General features: G+C 60.6%; 19 protein-coding genes. 4 read left to right on the plus strand and 15 right to left on the minus strand.

Going from position 1 to position 26,581, the window contains the following annotated elements:
- Window positions 1–60 precede the first annotated feature (60 nt).
- The 8 genes from CHY22_RS07065 to CHY22_RS07100 all read right to left on the minus strand — a co-directional run bounded on the left by CHY22_RS07065 (window position 61) and on the right by CHY22_RS07100 (window position 10,297).
- Entirely contained in the window at window positions 61–1,404 is a 1,344-nt protein-coding gene (locus tag CHY22_RS07065; RefSeq protein ID WP_089573243.1) for a histidine kinase, read from the minus strand.
- Window positions 1,401–2,588 carry a glycosyltransferase gene (locus tag CHY22_RS07070; protein WP_089573244.1) on the minus strand — a complete coding sequence of 396 codons (1,188 nt, stop codon included), beginning with the start codon at window positions 2,586–2,588 and terminating at the stop codon, window positions 1,401–1,403. Before CHY22_RS07070 ends, CHY22_RS07065 begins: the two co-directional genes overlap by 4 nt.
- Before the next feature lie 182 nt (window positions 2,589–2,770).
- On the minus strand, window positions 2,771–4,021 hold the full coding sequence (locus tag CHY22_RS07075; RefSeq protein WP_089573245.1) for an MFS transporter: 1,251 nt from the start codon (window positions 4,019–4,021) through the stop codon (window positions 2,771–2,773).
- Between the two features lie 101 nt (window positions 4,022–4,122).
- Window positions 4,123–5,067: a zinc dependent phospholipase C family protein gene (locus tag CHY22_RS07080; protein ID WP_089573246.1), complete on the minus strand. Its 945-nt coding sequence runs from the start codon at window positions 5,065–5,067 to the stop codon at window positions 4,123–4,125.
- Window positions 5,068–5,159: 92 nt separating this feature from the next.
- Window positions 5,160–5,894 (minus strand): response regulator, encoded by a 735-nt coding sequence (locus tag CHY22_RS07085; protein ID WP_089573247.1) that lies wholly within the window; start codon window positions 5,892–5,894, stop codon window positions 5,160–5,162.
- A gap of 39 nt (window positions 5,895–5,933) precedes the next feature.
- On the minus strand, window positions 5,934–7,319 hold the full coding sequence (locus CHY22_RS07090; protein ID WP_233502870.1) for a histidine kinase: 1,386 nt from the start codon (window positions 7,317–7,319) through the stop codon (window positions 5,934–5,936).
- Between the two features lie 117 nt (window positions 7,320–7,436).
- Complete coding sequence (locus CHY22_RS07095) at window positions 7,437–8,714, minus strand: amidohydrolase family protein (RefSeq protein WP_089573249.1); 1,278 nt, start codon at window positions 8,712–8,714, stop codon at window positions 7,437–7,439.
- 131 nt (window positions 8,715–8,845) lie between these two features.
- Window positions 8,846–10,297, minus strand: coding sequence for an APC family permease (locus CHY22_RS07100; RefSeq protein WP_089573250.1), 1,452 nt, complete (start codon window positions 10,295–10,297; stop codon window positions 8,846–8,848).
- Window positions 10,298–10,965: 668 nt separating this feature from the next.
- On the opposite strand from CHY22_RS07100, the gene CHY22_RS07105 reads away from it, so the two are divergent.
- Together CHY22_RS07105 and CHY22_RS07110 are read left to right on the plus strand one after the other, a co-directional pair.
- The gene (locus CHY22_RS07105; RefSeq protein ID WP_233502871.1) at window positions 10,966–11,661 is read left to right on the plus strand and encodes a C39 family peptidase; all 696 of its coding nucleotides are present in this window, start codon (window positions 10,966–10,968) and stop codon (window positions 11,659–11,661) included.
- Window positions 11,662–12,059: 398 nt separating this feature from the next.
- Window positions 12,060–13,181, plus strand: a complete 1,122-nt coding sequence (locus CHY22_RS07110; protein ID WP_089573251.1) for an IS110 family transposase — start codon at window positions 12,060–12,062, stop codon at window positions 13,179–13,181.
- Window positions 13,182–13,561: 380 nt separating this feature from the next.
- Here the strand turns inward: CHY22_RS07110 and arcC are convergent, their stop codons facing one another.
- The gene (arcC, locus tag CHY22_RS07115; protein WP_006235166.1) at window positions 13,562–14,524 is read right to left on the minus strand and encodes a carbamate kinase; all 963 of its coding nucleotides are present in this window, start codon (window positions 14,522–14,524) and stop codon (window positions 13,562–13,564) included.
- Window positions 14,525–15,216: 692 nt separating this feature from the next.
- Between arcC and CHY22_RS07120 the strand changes: the two genes are divergently transcribed.
- Window positions 15,217–16,578, plus strand: a complete 1,362-nt coding sequence (locus CHY22_RS07120) for an ATP-binding protein (RefSeq protein ID WP_089573252.1) — start codon at window positions 15,217–15,219, stop codon at window positions 16,576–16,578.
- A gap of 334 nt (window positions 16,579–16,912) precedes the next feature.
- On the opposite strand, the gene nifJ is transcribed toward CHY22_RS07120, so the two are convergent.
- From nifJ to CHY22_RS07150, 6 genes are all read right to left on the minus strand, one after another.
- Window positions 16,913–20,452: a pyruvate:ferredoxin (flavodoxin) oxidoreductase gene (gene nifJ / locus CHY22_RS07125; RefSeq protein WP_089573253.1), complete on the minus strand. Its 3,540-nt coding sequence runs from the start codon at window positions 20,450–20,452 to the stop codon at window positions 16,913–16,915.
- Window positions 20,453–20,903: 451 nt separating this feature from the next.
- Window positions 20,904–21,842, minus strand: coding sequence for an FHA domain-containing protein (locus tag CHY22_RS07130; RefSeq protein WP_089573254.1), 939 nt, complete (start codon window positions 21,840–21,842; stop codon window positions 20,904–20,906).
- A gap of 3 nt (window positions 21,843–21,845) precedes the next feature.
- Window positions 21,846–23,690 carry an AarF/UbiB family protein gene (locus CHY22_RS07135; RefSeq protein ID WP_089573255.1) on the minus strand — a complete coding sequence of 615 codons (1,845 nt, stop codon included), beginning with the start codon at window positions 23,688–23,690 and terminating at the stop codon, window positions 21,846–21,848.
- Window positions 23,687–24,592 (minus strand): hypothetical protein, encoded by a 906-nt coding sequence (locus tag CHY22_RS07140; RefSeq protein WP_089573256.1) that lies wholly within the window; start codon window positions 24,590–24,592, stop codon window positions 23,687–23,689. The genes CHY22_RS07135 and CHY22_RS07140 overlap by 4 nt, the downstream gene beginning before the upstream one ends.
- A gap of 245 nt (window positions 24,593–24,837) precedes the next feature.
- Window positions 24,838–25,434 carry a recombination mediator RecR gene (recR, locus tag CHY22_RS07145; protein WP_089573257.1) on the minus strand — a complete coding sequence of 199 codons (597 nt, stop codon included), beginning with the start codon at window positions 25,432–25,434 and terminating at the stop codon, window positions 24,838–24,840.
- 13 nt (window positions 25,435–25,447) lie between these two features.
- The gene (locus tag CHY22_RS07150) at window positions 25,448–25,768 is read right to left on the minus strand and encodes a YbaB/EbfC family nucleoid-associated protein (RefSeq protein WP_006235174.1); all 321 of its coding nucleotides are present in this window, start codon (window positions 25,766–25,768) and stop codon (window positions 25,448–25,450) included.
- 339 nt (window positions 25,769–26,107) lie between these two features.
- Between CHY22_RS07150 and CHY22_RS07155 the strand changes: the two genes are divergently transcribed.
- Window positions 26,108–26,575 carry a hypothetical protein gene (locus CHY22_RS07155; protein ID WP_089573258.1) on the plus strand — a complete coding sequence of 156 codons (468 nt, stop codon included), beginning with the start codon at window positions 26,108–26,110 and terminating at the stop codon, window positions 26,573–26,575.
- Window positions 26,576–26,581: the final 6 nt, after the last annotated feature.

Here is a 26,581-nt window from a genome sequence, read left to right on the forward strand (position 1 = left end):
TTTCGTCAACAAACTACGCCGGGCATCCGCCGCTTGGCGTTGAGCCCATAGCCTTTTATTTTACTCTTGAATGTCAAAGATGCTCTCTGACAAATCAAGGTGCAGGAGCACTTTGGTGCCCTTGCCCGGTGCCGATTCGACGCGCGTATAGGAGTGCGGTCCATAAAAGCGATGGATGCGCTCAGAAATATTGTGCATGGCCACGCCGGCGCCGCCGCCTTGCGGGGAACTGGCATCGGGGCGGGCGGAGCGCTCATCAAACAGCCTGGCGGCGGTGCCCTCGTCCATGCCCACACCGTTGTCGGCTACGGCAATCAGGATTGCGTCGTCGCCGTCTTGATGGACGGTCACATCGATCCGCAGGGCACCGTCATCGCCCATGCCATGCCGTACGGCGTTCTCGACGATGGGCTGTATTACAAAGGCCGGGACCAACGTGTCCTCGACATCCTCGGAGACATCGAAGGTCGCCAGTACGCGGTCCTCGCCAAAGCGCGCCTTCTCAAACGTCAGGTAGCGCTTGGTCTGGGCAACCTCGCGCGAGACCGGGATAAGCGACCCCGAGTTGTCGAGCGTGGCGCGATAGAACGACGAGAACTCGCGCAGCAGCTCGCGGGCGCGCAGCGGATCGGTGCGCGTAAACGACGCGATAGTGTTGAGCGTGTTGAACAGAAAGTGCGGATTGATCTGCGCTTGTAGGGCACGAACCTCGGCACGGGCCGTGAGCTCCTTTTGCACCTCGAGCTCGTGGATGGCGAGCTGCGTGGACAGGATCTCGGCAAAACCCGAGGCGAGCGCATACTGGGTACGGTCGACGGCACGCGGGGTCTTGTAGTAGAACTTGAGCGTGCCGACGGTGCGGTCGCCCACCTTGATGGGCGCGATGATACCGGCGGGAACATGGTTGTGCGAGCCATCCGAACCAACCACGTCCACCACGCGGTTGAACGACTGCACGATGCCGTGCTCAATGACGTAGCGCGTGGCAAGCGTGTGGATGGGCGAATCGGGCAGCAGCTTTTCCTCGAACTCGCCCGCGCAGGCCAGCACGTTGCCCTCATCGGTGATGGCAACGGTCATGGCACGTGTCTCGGGCAGGATACGCCGGCACACCAAAAGCGCCGATTCCTGCGTCAGACCGCCCTTAATGTCCTCGAGCATGGCCGAGGCAACCGAGAGCGTCTCCTCGGTGTACTGGGAGCGTACCGAATCGGGATTGAGCGTCAAAAAGATAAAGATGCACAGGAAGATGCACAGCAACGCACAGGCAATCACCGTGGCAATCGGCTCAATGCCAGTCGCCAGGGCAAAGATAAAGTACGCCAACACGCAAACGGCGCAGACAACGGCGATGATACGAAAGATTGAAATTGAATTATCGCGCTGGGCGCGGCGGTCGATCATTCAGCCCCCTCCAAGATGCTAATCAGTTGTGCGTCGCGCCAAAGTTCGTCCATAATCTTGGGCCAGAAACTCTGAAAACGCAGGTAGCTTGCGGCGTTTTGGCGGGCATAGGTCTTGGCCTCATCAATACCATGACGCCAGATGCGCAGATACCCCTCGTGCTCGCGGGTAAACATGCTGCGAACCATGGCGGTCTTGCACACGCGGTCGTCGAGCTCGCGCGAGATCCACGGACCCGGATAGGGCATGAGTGATGCGGCCGTAACCGGAATGAGCTCCTTTTGGTGCGCAGCGAACGTCAGCTTGGCCCGCTCGTAGTACCAACGGCACACGTCCTGCATAAAGCGCGGCGAGCGCTTCTCGGACTCGGGCGGCAGGTGGCGCACGGTCCACTCGTTATCGAACCACACGTCATAGCCGAACATGCGCATGTTAAACAGGTAGTCCAGATCCTCGCCGCGGGTGATAAACGGGTCGAAGGCCACGCGCGTAAAGGCGCGGGCGTGCAGGGCCATCAGGCCGCCGCACACGTAATTGGAGCGCGAGATGCGGGTGCCCGAGAGCGCCTTTTTCATCCAGCGATTGAACTCGATGCGCTTGGTCCACCAGCGATGGCAAATGCCCGCTTTGTCCGTGGGAGCCAGCGGCGACCCGTCGCGATCATAAAAGTATCCGCTCTTGACTAAAATCGGCAGGCCCTGACGCGTCTGCTGGCCCAGCGCATAGGTCGCACGCTTCATAAAGTCGGCATCGATGACGGTCTCGTCGTCATCCAAAAACACAACCGCGTCGTGCCCCAGCACCGCCGCGCAGGCAAGACCCATGTTGCGGATGGCGCCGTAGCCGCGCAGGCTCACGCACTCGCCCGAGCCTTTGGGCACAATCTGTGCCACGCGGTCGGCAACACGCGAAGCCTGAGTATTGGTAACGACGGTGACCTTAAGTGTGGGATGCGCATTAACGATTTCGTGCACGCGATGGGATACGTCGGCCGTGGCAGAAACCGGACAGACCACCAAGAGAATGATGCGCGGAATGTCGCGCACCTGTTCGAGTGAAGTCAGGCAGCGATCGAGTTCCGGGTTGGCGGCGTTGAGCGACGTCGAGTGATCGTAGGTGCCGGGAGCGTTTGCTTGGGTATCATCGCCCGCCCAATATGTTGGGATCACAACCGTGGCGTTCATACCTTTACCCTCCTTGCAACACAAAAACGGGGCGCCGCCAAACACAGGCGACGCCCCGCGACCTAGCTGGTTCCATCATACCCACTTGGGCTAAACATTGCTCGGAAGTCAGAATGATTTATGCGGCTACTTCCAAAAGAGTACTGCAGATAGGCACAATTGCTGTACTGAGCCCGGTTGCCTTACGCTGCCGCCTGAGTCATGCGGGACAGGCGGACCAGCAGCATAAAGCCAACAACCAGCAGCACGCCAATGGAAAGGACGCCCAGCGACGGGTTGCCGGTCAGCGAGGTGACGACCGACACTAGAAAGGTGCCCATGACGCTTGCATAACGACCAAAGATGTCAAAGAAGCCGTAGTACTCGTTGGATTTTTCTTTAGGGATAATGCGGCCAAAGTAGCTACGGCTGAGCGCTTGCACGCCGCCCTGGAACAGGCCGACCATAATGGCAAGCACCCAGAACTCAAAGGCGGTCTTTAGGAAGAACGCGGCGAACAGCACAATGCCCATGTAGGCGGCGACCGCCACCAGAATCATGTTGAGCGTGCCCACGCGTCCGGCGAGCTTGCCGTAGATGATGGCGGACGGAAAGGCCACAAACTGCGTGACGAGCAGCGCCAGCACCAGCTGGGTCGAATCGATACCCAGAGCCGAGCCGTAGCTGGTTGCCATGGAAATGACCGTGTGCACACCGTCGATGTAGAAGAAGAACGCGATCATGTAGACCAGCACGGTCTTGTTGTGGGCGATCTCGCGCATGGTGTGTCCGACCTCGGAGAACACACCGCCCACGATGTGGCCGATGGTGTCCTGGGGACCGCGCTCGCGACCGTACTTTTGCTTATAGGTGCGAATGAGCGGCAGGGTAAAGATGAGCCACCAGGCACCGGTGATGATAAACGACAGACGCGTTGCCAGCATGGTGGGGACGCCGAGAGCGGGGCCACCCATGATAAGCGCCAGGCAAATGATGAACGGCACGGTGGAACCGATGTAGCCCCAGGCATAGCCCGAACTGGACACGGCGTCCATGCGCTCGTCGGTGGTAATGTCGGGCAGCATGGCGTCGTAGAACGTCATAGAAGAGTTAAGGCCGATGGTGCACAGCACGTACACGGTCAAAAATGCCATGGCGGACATTGGGATAGCCTGCGCCAGGCAAAGGACCAGGCCCGTGAGGAAGAAGCCCAAGAAGAACTTGATCTTGTTGCCAGCGTAATCGGCAAGCGCGCCCAGAATGGGCATGAGCATGGCAATGACTAGCGAGGCAATCGTCTGAGCGTTGCCCCAAGCGACCACCAGGTCTGCCGAGGAAGCACCGGTATTGATGGCGTTAAAGTAGATGGGCACCACCGAGGTATTGAGCAGCACGAGGGCCGAGTTGCCCACATCGTACATAACCCAGTTACGCTCGAGCTTGGTGTATTTCATGGACAGGGCCCCTTCGTATTCGCCCGATATGCAGTTAGTTCATCGTACCCCAATTGTCCAGAGGCGCCGGTAAGGATTCGGCAAAGGGGCACGCACGAGCCCTACTCCTCGCGGTCGAACTCTTCGTCGGCACCGAGCACGCGACCGCTGTAATTGACGTGGTTGGTCACGGCTTCCATATCGCCGGTCTCGATAAAGCGGGCGACCGTGCACTCGTAATCGACCAGCGCGCGGTCAAAGACCTCGGGGAAACTCTCGGTCGAGACTTCATCAGTAAAGGGGTTCTTCCATGCCAAGTGGCCCAGGTTGCCGGTACGCTCGGGCAGCTCGGTCGTCACGCGGTGCGCAAGGCCGTCGAGCAGCGAATAATCGTGCACCAAGCCCTCGAGCAGGGCAATCGCGCGCGTCTTGGCCGAACCGGCCGGCTCGATAGTACGGTAGAGCAGCTGCATGTCGGCTACGGCGCCGGCGTACTCCCCCGCCGGGATGTCGATACCGTACACGCGCCCGGCGACGTAGCTCATCAGCACGCCGGCAACGCGATTGATGCGGTCGGTCGTGACGATCTCGCCCGCCGGCGGATAATCCTCGACCGTGGCCCCGTCACGTTTAAGCTGCAGCATCAGCACGTCCAGGTCGCTTTCGAGCACGGCGTGAACTTGACTGCCCGAAGCCTCGAGCTCGGGGTCGGACTCAACAATGCCAAACTGCTGCTCGTAGACAAAGGGATGGGCATTGCGGTCGAGCACATAGTGCGACAGCAGGCCCAGCGCAAACGCGCGACCCAGATTGGCATCGCGCGGCTGCAGGTGCGACACGCCATCGCGCAAGCACGAGAACTGGCGCGACATGCGCGAGCGGTGCATGACCTGAGCCAGCAGCGTGCAGTCGGAAACACGCGGTGTCAGAATGTGAAAGAAAAACGGGTCGGGGCCTTGGTTGCCCAAGATAAAGGCAATGCGCTCTTCATCGGACGTGATGACGCCCTGCGGAAGACGGTCGATGCTTTCCTCGCCAAACAGATGATGGGTGATAAGCGCGGGCATAATGATCCTTTCGATTTCATTCGATGCCACCCATTATGCCCACCGCGCGCCCATACCAAACCTGCGATGGTAAACGACGGCACGCAAGCCTCTTACGCAAGCCCCAGGTGCGACTTGACCTCGGCGGCACGACGACGGGACACCGGCACCGTCGAGGTCACGCGATCGAGCCTGAGCTCCATCAACCCCGTGGAGCCAATCTCAACATTGTGCACGTCTTCCAAATTGACCAGATAGCTGCGATGGACGCGGATAAAGCCCTCGGAGCCCAAGCGACGTTCGAGCGAAGAGATCGACTCATTAATCAGATATGTTCCCTCGGCGCAGACGGCGTTGCAAAAATCGGCACGCGCCTCAAAGTAGCAGACATCCGCCACGGGGATGAACACCTTTTTACCCCCGCGGTCCACCGTCAGGCGAAGGGGCTGGCGCGGGGTATGGACAGCGCGGCGAACACCCAGGGCGGTTTCAATCTTGTCGAGCGCCTTCGACAGGCGCGCGTCCTCGACCGGCTTGACGACATAGTCGACAGCATCGAGGTTATACGCGTCGGCCGCGAACTCTGCAAACGCCGTCACAAACACCACCACCGGCGGCGTCTTTAGGTTTTGCAGGGTCTCGGCTAGCTCAATTCCCGAGCGGCCGGGCATCGTGATATCCAAAAACAGCACGTCGGGCTTGTTCGACAGAATCGACTCCACGGCCTCGGTGACATTGCCCGCCTCGGCAATCTGTCCCACACGTGCATCCTTTTCCAGCAGATAACGTAGCTCAGCCCTAATAGGAGGCTCGTCATCAACCACCAAGATGTTCCATCCCTCGGACATATGCGCTTCCCCTCTTTTTTCTCTCAATCCAACCGCGCGCTACACCTTCATCGGCGCCGGCTCATGCGGCTCGCCGTTCAGCTCGACGATGACCTGCGTCCCCACGCCCTCCTGGGACTTCACGCGCATGCCAGAATCTTCCCCGTAAAAGAAATGGATGCGCTGAAGCACGTTGAAGAGCGCCAGGCCGCAGCCTCGCTTGATGGAGCCGTCGGCGGTAATGCTCTCGGGCTCCTCTCGGCGATGCTGCTCAAACAGGTGCGCGCAGACTTCTTCGCTCATACCGATGCCGTCATCTTCGACGATGATCTCCAAACCGTCATCGGTCTCGAAAGCCCTAACACGAATAGAAAGCAGCTCGGTCTCGCGCTGCGCGTGCTTGATACAGTTTTCGAGCAGCGGCTGCAAGATAAACGGCGGTACCAGGCTGTCGCGCACCTCAAAGTCGATGTCGACCGAGACGCGCAGACGGCCGTCGCCATACCGGGCCTGCATAAGATTGATATAACGAGTGCCCTGTTCCACCTCGTGCTCGAGCGTGGTGAGCGTATCGGAGTCAGAAAGCGTCTGACGATAGTAGTTGGAGAAGTCGATCAGCAGCGATCGTGCCTTGTCGGGCTCGGTTCGAACGAGCGACACGATGGTGCTGATGGTATTGAATAGAAAATGCGGGTCGACCTGCGACTGCAGGGCGCGAAGCTCCACGCGGGCCGTGAGCTCGTCCTGGCGCTCGAGCTCAAAGCTGGCGAGCTGCGTGGAAATGAGATCGGCAAAGCCCGAGGCCAACGCCGTCTGGCGCATATCGATGCTGCTCAGGCGGGGGTAATACAGCTCGAGCGTGCCCACGCAATGCCCGCGCACGGTCAGTGGCGCGACAATGCCGGCGCGCAGACGGGGAAAATAGCCGCCCGTCTCATTGGAGGCGTCACGCGAAAATACACTCTGTTCGCCGGACTCGATCACGTTGAGTGTGGTCTTGAGCACGACCGGGGTGCCGGCGGGACACTTTGTCGAATCCTCGCCCCAACTTGCCAACACCTGTTTGCCGTCGGTAAAGCAGATGGCCGACGCGATGGTCTCGGACAGGATGATTTTGGAAGCACCCAGTGCCGCTTCGGGCGTAAGGCCGCGCGACGTGTAGGCGAATATTTTAGATGCAATGGCGAGTGTACGGTCGGTTGCACTCGATGTGAGGTCGTCGGGGACCACAAAGACATACGAGAAAAAGAAGCACAGCATGACCAGGCCGGCAATAACGACAACGCCCGGAACGGGATTGGGATTATCGGTTAAATCCCAGATAAGCAGCAGGATAAGCGCCGGAACGACAATACCGAGCAGGATGGCCTGAACCACATGCTGGGCCGTACGAAAGACCTTGGTAGAGTTGTAGCTCTTGCCCAGAATCAGCCTGTTTAAATCCACCGTCATCCCCTCTTGTCCGTAGCACCCATAGCAATAAAGAGGGCCGCAAGCGACCCTCTCCATTGCATTATGCAATCAAAAACTGTGTTTTACATCAAGCCATCGACAAACGGTATCTTAGGCGCTGTATTTGTTAGCCTCACCAAAAGTGCCGGCCTCGACGATCCAGCCGTCCTTCATGATGACGTCCATGTTGTCGGTGTTGAGCACGTGGATGTCGGCGGCGACGTCACCGTTGACAACCAGCAGGTCGGCGCACTTGCCGGCCTCGATGGAACCGGTCTCGTCCTCGATGTGGCACATCTTGGCACCGTTGAGGGTGGCGCAGGTGATGGTCTCGACCGGAGTGAAGCCGATCTTGTCGACGAACTCGTACATCTCCTCGGTGGAGCAGGTGCCGTACGGGGTGACGAAGGAGAAGGAGTCGGAGCCGATCGTCATGACGACGCCGCGCTTCTTGGCCTCGCGCAGGCAGTCGTAGTTGCGCTGCAGCTCCTTCTCGACCAGGGTGCCCTCGTACTTGTCGTGCAGCTCGGGGACGTAGACGGGCGGATAGGTGGCGTACCAGGTGGGCAGGAAGGCGATCGTCGGGGTGAAGAAGGTGCCCTGCTCGGCCATGAGGTCCATGGTGCGCTCATCGATATCGAAGCCGTGAATCAGCTGCTCGCAGCCAAAGCGAACGGAATCGTAGGCAGCGGCGTGGTTGTTGTAGCAGTGGCTCCACACGGGGATGCCGACCATCTTTGCCTCTTCGACCACGGCCTGGATCTCCTCGGAGCAATAGTGCTGGTCGCGACCGGAGTCCCAGCGCCAGATGCCGCCACCGGTAGCCCAGATCTTGATGGCATCGGGGTTCTCGCGCAGGCGACGACGAACGGCCTTGCGCAGATCCCAAGGACCGTCGACCTGATCGCCCCAGGGGTGCGATTCCTTGTTGAGCTCCTGGCTGCAGTGGTGGGAGTCACCGTGACCGGCAACACGGCAGAAGCCGAGTCCGGTGGCCAGAACGCGCGGGCCCTTAAAGACGCCCTTGTCGATGCAGTCACGGATCTGGATACCAAAGCGGCCGATCTCGCAGACGGTGGTGAGGCCGTGGGTGAGGCAGTCGTAGGCCTGCTTGACGGCGACGGCCTGCTTCTCGAGGAGCGGCTGCATAACCCAATCGGTGTCATCGTCGGTCAGGTTGCCCGAGAAGTGCAGGTGGGTGTCGATCAGGCCGGGAAGGACGGTCTTGCCGGCGGCGTCGATAACCTCAACGCCCTCGGGAAGGTCCTGCATAGCACCGGCATACTCGATCTTGCCGTTGTCGTCGACGAGAACGAGGGAGTTCTCGACCGGCTCGGCACCGGTACCGTCGATGAGCTTGCCGCCAACGATTGCGTACTTAGTGGACATGGTTCCTCCTTATGGATCCATATAGTGGGCGAGGCCGTGTTGGGTTAAGGCCTCACAAAGCTACCCAAGTGGTGCCGGGTTCGGTGCGCGGAAGAGAGGATCCCGCGCACCCGATCCGCCCCGGCTAGGCGCTACTTTTTGCGGGAATTGGTAAAGGCCATAAGAGCCAGGCCAATGGCCAGCCAGCCGATCACGATGCTCCACTCCACCATGTTGAGGGAGGCGGGAGAGAACGGAATCACGAGCAGCCCGATGATGACGGCGCAGGCAGCGACAGCGAGGCAGATGCCAAACTTGCCGCCGGGCACCTCGTAGGGACGAGGCAGGTCGGGCTCGGTGAAGCGCATGCGCAGGCAAGCGAGGGCGACCATGCCGCAGGAGAAGATGAAGGCGAGGGCCGACACGTTGGTCAGAGGGATGAGCATGTTCTTGCCCAGGAACGGACCGACGACGGTGATGACGCCCAGAACGACGCAGGCGATCTTGGGAGCGCCGGACTTGGGATCGACCTCGGCGAACTTCTCGGGCAGCTGGCCCTTTCGGCCCATGGCGAGCATGATGCGGCTCGTGGCGCCGTAGAAGGAGTTCATCGGGCCCATGGGTCCAAGCGTGGCGATGACGAGCATGGCCAGGTACAGGAGCATGTTGATGCCCTTGAGGCAGGCAAGCGCGGGAACCGGGCTCTTAACGAACTCATGCCAGTCGAGGATGGTGCCGAACGAGTAGATGCAGACCATGTAGAAGCCGCCTGCGGCCAGCAGGGCCAGGGAGATGATCTTGCCGAACTTGTTCCAGTTGAGGCCCTCGGCTGCTTCCTCAGCCTGCTGAGGAATGGTGTCGAAACCGGCGTAGAAGAACGGGGTCAGAACCAGGACCGACACGATGCCGGCGAACAGGCTGGTGCCCTCGGTAGCGGGCTTGCCGCCACCAGCGCCGGTGACCTGGGAGAACACGGGCATGGCGTGTTCCGGCGAACCGGTGAACAGCGAGACGCCCATGGCGAGCAGCATGCCGCAGAGCAGGGCCTTGGTCAGGAAGGCCTGGAGCTTGGCGGCCGAGCTGGCACCGCGGAAGTTGAGGAAGATGACGTAGACTGCAAAGCCGAGCGCGATCAGCGTCGGGAACAGGTAAACGTCGGCGCCCAGGATGGTATAGAGCTTGACGGCACGCAGCCACTCAAGACCGGGCAGGCTGCCGAACATCTCGGACACGAGGGTCGAGATAGCGATTGCCTCCCACGGGCACAGGATGCCGTTGCCCAGGGCCAGGAGCCAACCGGTGATATAGCTCAGCGTACGGCCAAAGCTACGATCGACATACTCGACGATGCCGCCCGAGATGGGGATAGCAGCCGTGAGCTCACCGAAAACAGCTCCGACGGGCACGAGAAAGATTGCACCCAAGAGGAATGCGATCATAGCGGGAACGGGACCGCCGCCCACGACCATCCAGTCGCCGACCTGCAGAACCCAGCCAGTTCCGATGATGGCACCGAAACCGATGGTGAAGAAGTTCCAGAGCGAAAGCGTTTTCTTCATGCCGCCGTTACCTTCGACTGCAACTTCTGCGTTCTTGTCCGCCATTGTTCCCCTCCTTTCCTTATTGACGCCTCTTTGGCGTCACCCCTTGCGCGGTCTGTTTTGCCGCGCGCTTTTATTTCATGGCTTTAAGATACGGCCTTGGCACAGCAGCGCCGTTTGTAGCTCGACCGAAGGCAGAACTGCAAAACGAACGGCGCCGTTTTTGGGACGAACGGCGGGGGACGCCACTCGTTGCGAGCGTCCGTTTTGATGACGTGATTCGATCACTCGTGGAGGGTGTCGTTTTATGGTGCCAAGCCCACCCTGTTCGTGCCGTTTATCGAACTTTTGTCGCACGCGCTCATTTGCTGCACGTCTTTTTTGTAGGATGAACGGGTTATACATGAGACGAGGTGGTACAAATGGCATACGGATACAACGACGGCGAACGGCAGCGAAACGTTCGCCTTGCCGGGCGTACCACGCCAACATCCAGGAGTATTTCTGACAACGACGGGCCGCAGAACCCGCAGCGTCCGCAGGATCGCCCCTCGTCCTCTATGCCGCAGGATGCCAGCACGCGTCAGGCGGATCGCCCATACTCGGGCACCCGTCAACGCCGGGCCGAAGTGCATCGGCGGCAGAAAAACGATCGACGAAAGTCCGACAATCACACCATCCGTTTCTTTTCGAAGCCCCGCGGCGGACGCGGCGCAAAGCAGCCACGACCGATGGGACATGTCAGGGCCGTCAATCCGCAGATTCATCGTCTCTGCCTTGTCCTTTGCTCCATCATGGCATGTCTTGCCTTTGTGTATCTGGGGTCGTGCGCCTCGCATGGCTCTGCCGGTCTAGAGCCCACCGCCGAGGAAAAGCTCCTCAAAGCCCCGGTCGCACCCGGCTACTCGTTTGCTTTTTCGACCCCGCGTTCGCAGTGGAGTGCCGGCACCATGCCGCATATCTACCAGATCGACCCCGCATGGTCGGAGCTGCCCTACGCCGGCGGCACTATCCGCCAAAACGGCTGCGGACCCACCTGCCTCACCATGGTCTACATCTTTAAAACGGGGCGCACCGATATGACACCGGCGGATATGTGCGCGCTTTCCGAAGCGGGCAACTATGCCCCCACCGGTGCCACCGAGTGGTCATTTATGACGAGCGGCGCATGGCGGCTGGGACTTAACGGGGCACAGCTCTACAACGACCGAGACTCGATGGCTCAGGCCTTGCGCTCGGGTGCTCCCGTAATCGCCGCCGTGCGTCCCGGCACGTTTACTAACGTAGGTCATTACATCGTGCTCTACGGCATTGACGACGCCGACCAGATCGGTGTCTACGACCCCAACTCGCCCAGCCGTAGTGCCCGCCGCTGGGGCGTAGTGGAGGTCCTCAACGAAATCGAAGCCATGTGGGCCTACTACTAGTCATTGGGCACTCATTGGGGACAGACTTAAATGAGTGGCCCAGACTGCCCGGAACTGCCGGCACGGAAGGCGCATCCCGCTTTGAAGTTCAATAGCGGGATGCGCTTTCCGTTAGCGGCCTGCTTGGGAAACTGAGAGCCACTTTTCGGCAAAATTCCGGGATGCATTTTCCGGTTGAGGGCCTCAAAGGAAACTGCACCCGTTTTGGACTACTCATTTAAGTCTGTCCCCAATGACTACTCGCCTCCTCACTTGCAGCCATCTCAACAGACACTATGACCCAATCCGAGGGCACTAAAAAGATAGGAGCCCCCGCTCGTGACCGCGGGTCGGGGCTGCGACAATGATGTTGAAGCGCCATAGGCGCAGCCGCGCCGCAACGAGGTTGGGAGGCTCCCATGCCAAAGTATTCTACCGCGTTCGGGATGGACGTCCACCTGAGGTCGACCACCGTCTGCGCCCTCGACGCGGACACCGGCGAGGCCGTGACGAGGAGGTTTCCCGGCAACCCCTGGGGCGAGATCGCCGGGTGGATGGACGGGTTCCCCGGCCCGTCGCTCGCGGCCTACGAGAGCGGCTACCTCGGCTTCGCCCCGCAAAGGGAGCTCGCCGGGCTCGGCGTCGAGTGCGTCGTCGCCGCGGTCTCGAAGATCCCCAGGTCGGCCGCCGACTCGGCCTCCAAGAACGACAGGAACGACGCCGCCAGGATGGCCAAGGCGATACTCGCCCACGACATCTCCCCCGTATGGGTCCCCTCCCCCGAGGTCGAGGGCATCAGGGACCTCGCCGGCGCCTACGACGAGGCGACCGCGCGCCTGGCGACCGCCAAGCAGCGGCTGCTCGCCTTCCTCGCAAAGCGAGGGTTCGCCTACGGCGGCACCACGCCCGCCGGCAACCCGAGGAAGTACTGGACCTACGACTTCCTGAGGTGGCTCGACAAGGTCAGGCCGGAGGACGATGGCGGGGTCCGGACGCTCGCCGCCCTGAGGAACGAGGTCGAGGCCGCGGCGGAGGCCCGGGCGGACCTGCTCTCCGAGTACAGGGCGGCCGTGGATGCCAGCCCGATCGCCGCGGAGGTGGCCGCCCTCCAGTCGATCAAGGGTTGCGCCTTCGCACTGGCCGCGGCCTTCTCGGCCGAGGTCGGCGACTTCACGAGGTTCCGCTCCGGAAGGCAGGTCACGGCCTACTTCGGCCTCGCGCCGAGCCAGAGGTCGAGCGGCGACTCCGTCCGGCTCGGCGGACTCAGCGGCGCGGGCAACGCGCTCGTGAGGAAGCTGGCCGTCGAGGGCTCATGGTGCTACGCCGCGGCGCGGCACCAGCCGAAGCTCATGCCGAGGGACACGGGCGTGCCCCTCGAGATAAGGATGCACGGGAGGAAGGGGTCCGAGCGGCTCCTGCGGCGGCGCGAGGAGATGCTCGCCCGCGGCATGCCCCAGGCGAAGGCCAACGCGGCCACCGCGGCCGAGCTCGTGAGGTGGCTCTGGGCCCTCGGCATGATGTGCCGGGAGGGCGCGGAATAGACATAGCCCCCGTCCCGGCGAGCCGGGCGGCCTTCGGGGATACCCCCTATTTCGCTGTGCGCGCGGAGCCCTCCGCATGCGCCCCGACAGACTTGGGGAACCCCGCCGAAGGAATGGAGTGCGGGCCGACAGAACGGTATCCGCGGATATGAGACTGAGCCGAAGGCGTCGACGACATGCCGGGGGCGGACCGGGACGGGTTCAACGGCAGGCCCCGCCGACCGATTGCAAGCGGTCGGCGGGGCCATTGTGGCCCTTGACAGCGGATTGGGTCATATGAGCAAAAGCCCCGCAGTCGGAGCGGACTGCGGGGCTCATGAAGAGAGGCTAGTTTGTGGGCGCTTTGCCTGGCGCCCACGAGAGAGGCAACGGAGTAGGGACTACTCGTGGATGCGGGTACCGGAGAGGCCGGCCATGGTCTCGGCGGCCTTGTCCAGGGCGCCGATGATGCAGGTGCGGCCCTTGCGGGAACGGGCGAACTTGATGGCAGCGCGGACCTTGGGCTCCATGGAACCCTTGCCGAACTGGCCCTCGTCGGCCAGGCGCTCGGCCTCGTCGGCGGTGAGGTCCTCGAGCTCCTCCTGGTTGGGCTTGCCAAAGTTGATGGCGACATGCTCGACGGCGGTCAGCAGGAACAGGACGTCGGCGTCGCAGTCCTCGGCCAGCAGCTCGCCGCCCAGGTCCTTGTCGATGACGGCGGGAACGCCCTTGTAGCAGCCCTTGTTCTCGTAGTCGCGGACGACGGGGATGCCGCCGCCACCGCAGGCGATGACGATGAACTCGTTGTCGAGCAGGTTGAGGATGGAGTCAGCCTCGACGATCTTCTTGGGATCGGGGGAGGCGACGACGCGACGCCAGCCGCGGCCGGAATCCTCGACGAAGACCTTGGAGGGGTCCTCGGCCATGAACTCCTTGGCCTGCTCCTCGGTGTAGAAGGGGCCGATCGGCTTGGTCGGGTTCTTGAACGCGGGGTCGTCGGGGTCGCACTCGATCTGGGTGACGACGGTGGCGGCGTGCCAACGCTTGTAGCGCTTGTGCATCTCGCGGCCGATGCCCTGCTGCAGGTGGTAGCCGATGTAGCCCTGGGACATGGCGCCGCACTCGGGCAGCGGCATCTCGGGGGTGCCGATGGCGTCGTGGGCGGCGGCGAAGGCGTTCTGGATCATGCCGACCTGCGGGCCGTTGCCGTGGGTGATGATGATCTCGTTGCCCTGCTCGATGAGACCGAGGAGAGCGTGGGCGGTGTTGCTCACGGCCTCGATCTGCTCGACGGGGTTGTTGCCGAGGGCGTTGCCGCCAAGGGCGACGACAATACGATCGGGCTTGCCAAGAGGCTTAGACATTGCTGGAATCCTTTCTGTAAAAGGCCTACAACCCATTAATAACCCGCGTCCGTGCGATACGCGAGTTTATTAAGGTTTATATTCTCTTTATCGCTCATTTTATTCATTTTGAAAATACCTAAGCGGCGAACGGTCGATTTTACCCGCTCAGCGTAAAGAAGCCCAGTTCAGGCATATCTACGCCATTTACGTGCAACTTTATTTAAATAGAGCAGGGATTAGACCAGATTATGCAAACTATATCTTTGCTAAACACAAAACGGACAGCGCAATATCTTACTCGCACTATACGCGATTCTATACATTAATTTGACGAGTATGCACCCCTGCAAAAACATGGGGCTTTTCATCCAACATAAGGGATAGCCGATCGCGCTTCACCCCGCGGCAAGCGACTGCGAGTTCGCAGTATGGAACTTTACCGTCGGCTTCTGCATGAACGCTGCCGACGCCCTTTCGCTCCTGCGCGCCCAAGCAGCCGAGAACGCTAACGGCACCACTGTCAACCTGGCCACCCTCAACAACGGCGCCGCCAGCCTTTTCGCAAAGTACCGTGCTGGTTCGCTGGCTTTGAGGCCTAAGTGAGCTTTGCTATTTGCCAATTTTTGTATGATTTGGGTCAAATCTATTTGTCAATTTTTGTATGATTAGGGGCAAATCTATTTGCCAATTTTTGTCAATGAGGTGTTTTAATGCTACGCCGCAAGGTCACTGATAGGCTTTTGAGCTGGAAGAATAACTCCCATAAGGCCCTGCTTGTTACCGGTGCGCGTCAGATTGGCAAGAGCTATGCGATTCGCGCGTTTGGAAAGAGCAACTACGCTTCGTATTATGAGGTCAATCTGCTACTTGATGCCGAGGCAAGAGACGTACTTGTTGGCGCTAAGAACTCCATTGACTTCATCAACCGTGTGGCCCTTCTTGCGGATGCACCGCTTGTTGAAGGAGACACGCTTATCTTCGTCGATGAGATTCAGGAGTATCCGCAGATCGTTACACTTATGAAGGCGCTGGTCGAGGACGGACGCTTTAGCTATGTCTTCTCGGGGTCTATGCTTGGGACTGAGTTTAAGGGGATCTCTTCTTTCCCGGTGGGGTATGTCGAGCACATTGTTATGCGGCCAATGGATTTTGAAGAGTTTTGTTGGGCAAACAGCATCAGCGAGAATGTGCTTGCAGACATCCGCAGCTGCCTTGTCGAGAGGCGTCCCGTCGAAAATTTTATTCATGAGGCGATGCTCAAAAACTTTAGAGCTTATATCGTTTGCGGCGGCATGCCGGAGGTCGTTCAGAACTATATCGATTCGGGCTATTCGCTCGTGAGAACGCGTGAGCTTCAAATTCAGCTAGTCGATCAGTACAAAAGCGATATCTCTAAATATGCATCGACTCGAGCGTTTAACGTTCGCTCCATTTTCGAGCAAATTCCCGTTCAGCTTGAGGCGGAGTCCCATCGCTTTATCGTCTCGTCTCTAGGCGAGGGAGCTCGTCTTCAAAAATACGAGCAGGATTTCCTATGGCTGGTGAACGCAGGCGTTGGATTGATGGTCCCCCAGGTGACGGAGGCACGAAGTCCTCTCAAGAGGACGGAGAAAACGACGGCCTTTAAACTATACGAGTCCGATACAGGTATGCTCGCATCGCGGTATCCCGGCAGCACGGCACGCGCCGTCTACCTTGACATGAAAACCCCCAACCTCGGCGGCCTCTATGAGAACGTGGTCGCACAGGAACTCGTTGCCCTCGGAGCAGATACGTGGTACTACCAAACGCGTGAGGTCGGTGAAGTCGACTTTGTAATCGAAGGTGCCCGCGGGCATGTTGTCCCAATCGAAGTCAAATCGGGCAAGAAAGTTCGAGCGCATGCAGCCCTCGACCGTTTGATGAGTGTGGGCGAGTACAAAATTCCCGAGGCCGTTGTGCTGAGCCACGAAAACCTTTGCAAAGAGGGCAAGATCCTTTACGTTCCAATCTATATGACATTCTGTCTCGATGAGTTTATGGAAAAGGACGACCCCAACAACGATTTCTCGTTTGCACCCATATCCCTCTAGGCCATCTGGGTCCGCAACCAGGTCCCCCTCTATGCCCAAAGTAACGCGCTTTTCGCGCCAAAGGCGCGAAATAGCAAGGGATAGAAGGCAGTGATAACCAAATCCCCCCTATGCCCAAAGCCGCGAAACAGCGAAGGGAACAAAAGGCCCCACCAGCCACGTCCTTCATCCGCCCACACAATCCGAGGACGTAGTCATAGCAGGATCTGAGGGCTAACCTTCGCGGACACTCCGCAGGACGAAAGAACCCCCGCCGCACGTAGTGCGCAGCGGGGGTTCTTTCATGTCCGAGGACGTCCGCGAAGGTTAGCCCTCAGATCCTGCGGTGGGAGACCTAGGCCTCGTTGTACACCGTCTTGAGCTTCAGCAGGTGCTGATAGCGGTCCATAGCGGCCTGCTCATTCTCCTTGAAGAGCTCCTCGGCGCGCTCGGGGAAGGAACGCGTCAGCGAAGCGTAACGGGCCTCGTTCATCAGGAACTCCTGATAACCGCCCGCGGGCTCCTTGGAATCGAGCGAGAACTTCTTGCCGGCAGCAGCCTCGGGGTTGAAGCGGAAGAGGTTCCAGTAACCGCACTCGACAGCCTTCTTCATCTCGGCCTGGCAGTTCTGCATGCCGCCCTTCTTGATGGAGTGCATCTCGCAGGGGCTGTAGCCGATGATGAGGGACGGACCGTCGTAGGCCTCGGCCTCGTGAATGGCCTTGAGGGTCTGAGCCGGGTTGGCGCCCATGGCGACCTGCGCCACGTAGACGTAGCCGTAGCTCATGGCAATCTCGGCCAGGGACTTCTTCTTGGTCACCTTACCGGCAGCGGCGAACTGAGCGACCTGGCCCAGGTTCGAGGCCTTGGAGGCCTGACCGCCGGTGTTGGAGTAGACCTCGGTGTCGAAGACGAAGACGTTGACGTTGTGGCCGGAAGCCAGGACGTGGTCCAGGCCACCGAAGCCGATGTCGTAGGCCCAGCCGTCGCCGCCGAAGATCCAGAAGGACTTCTTGGTGAGGTAAGCCTTGTCGGCGAGGATTGCCTTGGAAGCGTCGCAGCCGCACTTCTCGAGCTCGGCAACGTAGGCAGCGGCAGCGGTCTTGGAGGCCTCGGCGTCGTTGACGGAGTCGATCCAAGCCTGACCGGCGGCCTTGAGCTCATCGGACGGACCATCGGCAGCGATGATGTCCTGGGTAGCGGCGATCAGCTTGTGCTGAACGGCCTCATAGCCAACGGCCATGCCCAGACCGTGCTCGGCATTGTCCTCGAACAGGGAGTTGTTCCACGCCGGGCCGTGACCGTCCTTGTCCTTGCAGTAAGGAGCGGTGGCAGCGGGGTTACCCCAAATGGAGGAGCAGCCGGTGGCGTTGGAAATGAACATGCGGTCGCCGGCGACCTGGGTCACCAGACGTGCATAGGCGGTCTCGGCACAGCCGGCGCAGGAACCCGAGAACTCCAGGTAGGGCTGCTTAAACTGGCTGCCCTTGACGTTGGCCGCGATGAGCTCCTTCTTCTCGGAGACGTTCTCGACCATGTAGTCCCAAACGGGCTGCTGGTCCATCTCCTGCTCGGTGGGAACCATCTCGAGGGCGCCCTTGGGGCAGACCTTGACGCAGTTGGTGCAACCCATGCAGTCGAGCGGGGACACAGCCATGGTGAACTTCATGCCCTTGGCCTTGGGGCCCATGGCGTCGAGCGTGCGGGTAGCCTCGGGCGCGGCGGCAGCCTCGTCCTCGGTCATCGCGAACGGACGGATGGTGGCATGCGGGCACACGTAGGCGCACTGGTTGCACTGGATGCACTTGGTCTCGTCCCAGTGGGGAACGACCACGGCGACGCCGCGCTTCTCGTATGCGGAGGCGCCCAGCTCAAACTGGCCGTCGGCGCAACCGACAAAGGCGGAAACGGGCAGGCTGTCGCCATCCATGCGATCGATGGGCTCGAGCAGGTTCTTGACCTGCTGGGCGATGGCGGACTTGGTCTCCTCGGAGAGCTCGACGGGAGCGGCGTCCTCGGCGGTAGCCCAGTCGGCCGGAACCTCGAACTTACGGAAAGCAGTAGCGCCGGCATCGATGGCCTTGTGGTTGGCGTCGACGATAGCCTGGCCCTTCTTCATGTAGGACTTGGTAGCCGCGTCCTTCATGTACTGCAGGGCGTTCTCGGCGGGCAGGACCTTGGCCAGCGCGAAGAAGGCGGACTGGAGCACCGTGTTGGTGCGCTTGCCCATGCCGACCTTGGCCGCCAGGTCGATAGCGTCGATCAGGTAGACGTTGACGTTGTTGTTCGCGATGTAGCGCTTGGCCACGGCGGGCATGTGCTCGGCGAACTCCTCGTCGCTCCACTGGCAGTTGACCAGGAAGGTGCCGCCCGGCTTGACGTCGCGGACCATCTTGAAGCCCTTAACGATGTAGCTGGGGTTATGGCAGGCGACAAAGTCGGCCTTGGTCACGTAGTACGGCGAACGGATCGGGGAATCACCAAAGCGCAGGTGCGAGACGGTGACGCCGCCGGTCTTCTTGGAGTCGTACTGGAAGTAGGCCTGGACGTACTTGTCGGTGTGGTCGCCGATGATCTTGATCGAGTTCTTGTTGGCGCCGACGGTACCGTCGCCACCCAGACCCCAGAACTTGCACTCGATGGTGCCGGGGGCTGCGGTGTTGGGCGCATCCTCGGCCTCGGGCAGGCTCAGGTTGGTCACGTCATCGACAATGCCGATGGTGAACTCGCGCTTGGGCTCGTCCTTCTTGAGCTCCTCGAAGACAGCGAACGCGGACGCGGGAGGCGTGTCCTTGCTGCCCAGGCCGTAACGGCCGCCGACGACCTTGATACCCGTCTTGCCGGCCTCGTAGAGAGCGGAGACGACGTCCTGGTAGAGCGGCTCGCCGATGGAACCCGGCTCCTTGGTGCGGTCCATGACGGCAATCTTTTTGACGGTCTCGGGGAGAACGTCGACAAAGTGCTTGATGGAGAACGGACGGAACAGGCGAACCTTGACCAGGCCGACCTTCTCGCCGTGAGCGTTGAGGTAGTCGATGACTTCCTCGAGCACGTCGCAGAAGGAGCCCATGCACACGACGACGCGATCGGCATCGGGAGCGCCGTAGTAGTTGAACAGGCCGTAATCGGTGCCGAGCTTCTCGTTGATCTTCTTCATGTAGCCCTCGACGACGGCGGGAAGCTCGTCGTAGACCTTGTTGCAGGCCTCGCGGTTCTGGAAGAAGATGTCGCCGTTCTCGTGGCTGCCGCGGGTATGCGGGTGCTCAGGGTTGAGCGCGTGATCGCGGAAAGCCTGGACGGCGTCCATGTCGCACATCTCGGCAAGATCCTTGTAGTCCCACATGGCGACCTTCTGGATCTCGTGGCTGGTGCGGAAGCCATCGAAGAAGTTAAGGAACGGGGTCTTGCCCTCGATGGCGGCAAGGTGAGCCACCGGCGAGAGGTCCATGACCTCCTGGACGTTGCCCTCGGCGAGCATGGCGAAGCCGGTCTGACGGCAGGCCATGACGTCGGAGTGATCGCCAAAGATGTTCAGGGCGTGCGAAGCGACGCAACGCGCGGAGACGTGGAAAACGCCCGGGAGCTGCTCGCCCGCGATCTTGTACATGTTCGGGATCATCAGGAGCAGACCCTGAGAAGCCGTGTAGGTGGTGGTCAGAGCACCGGCGCCCAGCGAACCGTGAACGGTACCGGCTGCACCTGCCTCGGACTCCATCTCGACGACCTTGACCGGGGTGCCGAAGATGTTCTTGCGACCCTGGGCCGCCCACTGGTCGACATGGTCGGCCATCGGGCTGGACGGCGTAATGGGATAGATTCCCGCTACCTCGGTGTACGCATACGAAACATATGCGGCCGCCTCGTTGCCGTCCATAGACTTAAACTTACGCGCCATATACCCCTCTCCTCTCATATAGGTATACAGGCCCCGGCGATCGCCGGGATGTTGGCGTGATGGGATTTTCGCTGTTGCTTCCAATCATCTGGCAGGCGGACTTGGCAGCAGGTGCATGGCGTGGAGAGAAGGCATGCCGAGGCGAGGAGGGCTGCACGCGCTCCACAGGCCCAGCCACCCGTCTTGCACATGACCGAGCGCCGCAAAGGCCGCATGCCGGATGCTCCCGGGCACGCCCCGGCGATGGGAGGCGCCCGCAACGAAAATCCGCATGCGGGTTTATTGTACCCCGCCGTCAAGTGTAATAGCGGCAAATATAGGCGGGCGGTAAAGGTTTACCTCGACTGACCGCCAAGGGCCAAAATGGCCCCTCCATCCCCGGGCGACTGGCTCTGGCGCGCCGAGGAGTGTCCCCAAGTGCCGGCAGAAAAGAAACGTCCCTATCTGCCGGCTAGAGGGCACCGAAGAGGATGGCGTAGGTAGTGGATTCGCCGAGCTTGAGCTCGTCGCCGGGATTGAGTTGGGCGGAACGGCCGGGCTCGACCTGAATGCAGACGCGCGTGGCCCCGTTTACCACCACGGTTCCGTTGGTGGACGACAAGTCCTCGACGTGCCAGATATTTTGAGCATCGCACCAGATATGGGCATGGCGGGCCGAGACATCGTCGCCGACGTCGGTAATATCGCCCTCACCAGTGGCCAGCGCACCAATCTCAACACCCTGCTCACTCGGCTGAATCCAGCGCGGGGCGCTCACGACAAAACTGTTTTGCACGCGCAGCAAGCCCAAGGGGTGCGCCGGGGCGGGTTCGCGCTCGCCTGCGGTCATCGACATGCCAAGCGAACGCGGCGTGGAGGTGCCTCCGCCACAGGTCGCGTGCGCGTAGTCGATGGCATAGTTCACCGAGGACCGCACATCCGCTGAACAACCGACGGCGACAAACAGCACCAGCACGGCCTCGGCGCGCTCGGCGGGCATGAGTTTCGCCGCCTGGGACAGGCGATCGAGCGCGTTGCGATAGAGATTCGTGTCCTGGTGACACTCTTCGAGCGCGCGTACCATCGGTTCACCTGCAGGGCCGCACACCATATTGATCACAGCCGTGGAGTCCATGGGATTGCGCTGGCGCAGGGCCAGTTGCGACATAATACGCGCAGCCGAGGTACCGTATTCGGCAAAGTAGCGCTGCTGAAGCGTGCCGACCGGCGCGCGAACGATAAAGCGGGAAACCCAAGAGCGATCGGCGGCCCGGCTCTGCGGGCTGCGGCCGTCGGCGAGCGGACGGGACGAAAGCACCAAGCCGCACAGCTCGATATGGCTCAGATGCGCCGCGCGCTTAAAGATGTCAAACATGGCCCCGCATGGGGTGAGCTCAACTTGAGATGCCATGACCTAGGCCTCCTTGGTCGTAGAAATAGAATCGGACGATACTTCGACAGGTCCGCCAAAAGTACGGGCAGCTGCGGCTCCACCGGCAAGCGGAGTCGCCATCTGGACTTTTGTGCGTCGCGGTGCCGAAACGGGAAGTTCAAAGGCAAAGCCCATCGCAAGCAAAAACCACGTAAGCGTATAGGTTGCAACCAGAGCGGCAACAAGGCCGCCCATCACGGCGCGTTGGGAAAATACGCTACATGCAGCCACAACCAGCACCGGAACCTCGCAGGCAGAAAGCGCAAGCACACCCTGCAGGAAGCCCGAGCGCCGATTGCGCGCAAGTGCCCCCGCGACAACGCCGGCTATGCCTGGCAGCGCCAACGCCAGTGCGGCAATAATACCCGGTATCGACCCAGACCACACGAGCGATCCCAAAGTCGCCGTCACGCGAGCGCCCGACGCCAGCAGCGCGGCCGAAACCACGACCACAGCCCAAACCACGCCACAGACGACCGTCGCGCCGACCATCAGCGCGCGACGAACCGCGCGGCCAGACGCATCCATGGGGCACGGCGTGAGCGGCTCGCCGCGGAGCGAACGACCGACATTTTGCGCATAGTGGTCACAAAACGCCGAGAGCGCCGCCTCGACCGCCGCCGGCTCGGGACGATCTTTTTGATGGCTGGACAGACAGGCCATCACCACGTCGAACAGCTGGGCATCGACAAACGCCAACGCATCGCGTAGCTCCTCGGAATCCGGCTCAAGCCCCAGCTGCTGGGCCTGCTCGGCCGCGGCGAGCGCCACATCGGGCTCACGACGAAGCAGCTGAGTCAAATCGCAACCGGGTGCATGGGCACCAATGGGATAGTCGGGCAGCGTGTCCATCTTGAGACGGTAGGGGCTGGCGATGTCGCGCGTCTTTTTGCGCGAACCCGAGGTGCCCGAAGCGCTCGGCGCGGCTTCGTATGGCGCGACGCCGGCAATGAGCTCGTAAACCGTGCTTGCCGTGGCATAGACGTCGATCGCCGGCGACATACGCAAAGCGCGCAGGTCGGGAATATCGTCGGTGAGCATCTCGGGCGGGGCGTAGGCAACCGTCGCGCGACGCAGCGTGGCATAGCGCTCCGTAAACGACGCCTTGCCGCCGGTACCGGCCACGGCCGACGCAGGCTCAAGCGCCAGCGACGAGCCAAAATCGATCAGGCACAGGTCAAAGGTGCCCTCGGCAAGCTGCCGGTCAAGCGGTAGACGCGCCGTACGCACCATAATATTAGCGGGCGAGATATCACGATGGACAAAGCCCTCCCCCACCAGGCTCATGCGGCAGAGCAGGTCGAACAGGTCACGCCCCAAGCGCGCCGCCACAAGCGGCGATAGGCGGCCGGCATCGTCCACGGCAAGTCGCGAACGCAAGCGGGCAAGCGTCTCGCCCTCGACCCATTCCATGACAATTACAGGCACACCGTCAACCTCGCCCCAGCCATAGAGGCGGGGAAAACCCTTAAGGCCCGAAAGGGCGCGATGGCATTCATATTCCTCGCGAAACGCCGCTTTGAACTTGGCGACCAGCGCCTCATGAGCGGCGGCATCGTCAAACTCATCGCGCGTCGGCAAGATGAGCTGTTTGAGTGCCACGGCCTCGCCTTGGGCGTTGATGGCACGCGTCACGCGGCCGATACCGCCACGGCGCATGGTGGCATCGTCGGCAAACAGTATCGTAAAACGACGCAGGTAGGCAGGCAGTTCGTCCTGACCGAGCGCAATGGCCGGCTCAAACCCGTCGACACGCGCCAGGCGCAGGCCGACCATGGGATCGCGACCGAGCGATTGTGGTGTGGTGGATGCAAGATCGGTCATCATAGGGCAAGCGCCGCCACGTTATTCTTGAAGTTACCGAGTGCGACGTCATCATCGCCGTAATGGCCGACCCATTGACATAGGTTGGTGTAACAGCCCCACAGATTGGCATACTGCTGATACCACTTTGACCGGGGCGAGAATGTCTGACGACCGAACTCGGCTCGAATGACAAACATCTCCCCGACCAGGCTGTCGCACGGCCTGGGATCTCCCGTAGAGTTATAGGTCGAAACCACGTCATTGGCGCGAGAAACATAGCCGTCGAGCATGTTGTACTTGGTCACAAGCCAACTGTGAATGCTCTCTTCCTCAGCAGCGGAAAGGCCACCGGAGTTTGCATCGCTGTCAGTGTTGCCGCCCGTCGAACCGCCATTTCCAGACCCTCCGGCAGAGGAGCCCGACCCAGAACCGCCGCCCGAACTCGACGAATCCGAGCCGGAGCCAGAAGTATCCGAGCTACCGGGCTTTCCGGGCTGCTGGGCGTCCTGTTCCTGCTGCTGCTCGACCTTATTCACCGTTGCCGCCACGCTATTGTTGGACAACCGATCGATGATCTTGGTGTTGGTGAGCACGATGGTTTTGCCATTGGCAAGCGTGACTTCGTTGTCCGGGGCCTCGGCGCCGTCCGCGTCGTCAGTGCCAAACACAATATGCGCGACCACACTTGCCCAAGCATATCCAGTCGTGGTGCCCAGGTCACTTTTGACCTCATGCCCTACGCGCGGTTCGCGTGCGGCATGTGCCTGTATCATGGACGGCACGGTCATGCCATAGGCAGAAACGCCAGCTATGACCAGCACCAGCGAGCACGACAGCAGCGCGTACGCCCGAGGCGCCAAGCCCAGTCGGCGTCGCATGCGCACCGCGGCGCCGCGCTTTGTCTGAGTGCCACCGGGCCGCATGCGTTCTCCTCCAACAAAAACACGCCGCTCGGGAGCGGCGCATTCATTCGAATCCACATTTGAGTGTATCAGCGAACCCAAAAGGTTGCGCAACGAATGGGCGAATTAAGGACGCGGGCGGAAGCATCCATGCGATAAGCGGATACGAAGCATCTTTGTTGCACAACAAACTCATAGTCGCACGGGGAAATTATGACTGCCCCGTGCGTCGCCAGGAAAACATACGGCAGGAGCAGGCTCGCCACCTAAATCGTGCGACGGGCCTCAATGGCGCGTCCAAGCGTAAGCTCGTCGGCATACTCCAGGTCGCCGCCCACGGGCAGGCCGCTCGCCAGACGCGACACCTCAACGCCCAGCGGCTTGATAGTGCGGGCCAGGTAGCTCGCCGTGGTCTCGCCCTCAATATTGGGGTTGGTGGCGATGATGACCTCATGGATATCCTCGTGGCCCAAACGCGCCAGCAGCTCGCGGATGTGCAGCTGCTCGGGACCAATCTTGTCCATGGGGCTGATCACGCCGCCCAGCACATGGTACAGGCCATGGTAGCTGCCCGTGCGCTCGATTGCCTGGACGTCGCGCGGCTCGCCCACCACGCAAATGCGAGTAGTGTCGCGCATCGAATCCTGGCAGATGGAGCACTCGTCGGCCGTGGCGTAGTTAAAGCAACGGCTGCAAAAGTGGACCTCCTGCTTAACCTCCAGGATGGCCTCGGCCAGGCGGCGGGCCTCCTCGGCATCGGCCTCGAGCAGGTAATAGGCGATGCGCTGGGCCGACTTGGGACCAATGCCCGGCAGACGGCCCAGCTCATCGAGCAATTTTTGCAGACTATGGTTGGCACTCATATATATGCGTGTCTTAGAACGGCATGCCCGGGATGTTGAGGCCGCCGGTGATGGCGCCCATCTGCTTGTTGGCAAGCTCGTTGACACCGCGGACGGCCTCGTTGACGGCAGCCATGATCATGTCCTGCAGCATATCGACGTCCTCGGGATCGAGGGCATCGGGGTCGATGGTGAGGTTGACGAGCTCCATCTCGCCGTTAACGGTCACCTTGACCATGCCGCCGCCGGCAGAGGCGTCGACGGTCTGGGACTTAAGGTTTTCCTGCGCGGCGGCAAGCTGCTCCTGCATCTTGCGAGCCTGCTTCATCATTTGCTGCATGTTCATACCGGCCATGATGGCTCCTTTACGTGCGGCCGCGCGACAAGCTGCAAGGGCAGCCGGAGCGCGACGGGACTTTCAAACTCAAAAATCGTACCACGGCGCGGGGCAAGCAAGCGGGGCGGACACGCTACCTCAGTCGATATACATGTCCTCTAATACAAACCACGCGCAAAGATTATGCAAGGCCGAATTATGCAAGGTTGCATAATATCGCATACTCAATCTAGTAGAGCCGAATCCGGCATTTCATGTGTGCCACTAAATAGCTAAATGCCAAACCGCTGCTCGAGGCGGAGCACATGGCGGCAGGGTATAATTTGATTGTCATAGATTGCAATTTGGAGGTGCCCCATGAATGCCCCCGACGCGCTCCAAAACATCCGCTCAAAACACCCCGTTGCATATGTGGTTCTCTATCTCTTTGTCGGCTGGGCATTGCTGGTTGTCATCACCCATGCCATAGCTTTTGGAGCAGAACTGCTGATAGCCAGCTCGGACCAGCCCGTCGTCAAATGGGAGACGACCGATGAATGCACCGACGGAACCCGAACCATTTACTACAACAGCCCGTCCCTCTACCAAGAGTTCAAGGTCAAGATAAAGGACTCCAAGATTGTCGATGCCGAACTGGGCTCTTTATTTACAATCGGAGCAACCGTCAACGCCGAGCAAGTCGAGTACACGGACGGCCATGCGACGTATCGTATCGACCTCAGCATCCTAGGCCGACCGTCACGCGCTTGTCTGCTCGAATGCGATATACGCGGCACCACACTACACATGTCCGAAATACAGATGCGCCCGGACAAAAGAAAGTGATATATG

The organism is Collinsella sp. TF06-26 (genome assembly GCF_002232035.1).
Classification (GTDB): Bacteria; Actinomycetota; Coriobacteriia; order Coriobacteriales; family Coriobacteriaceae; genus Collinsella.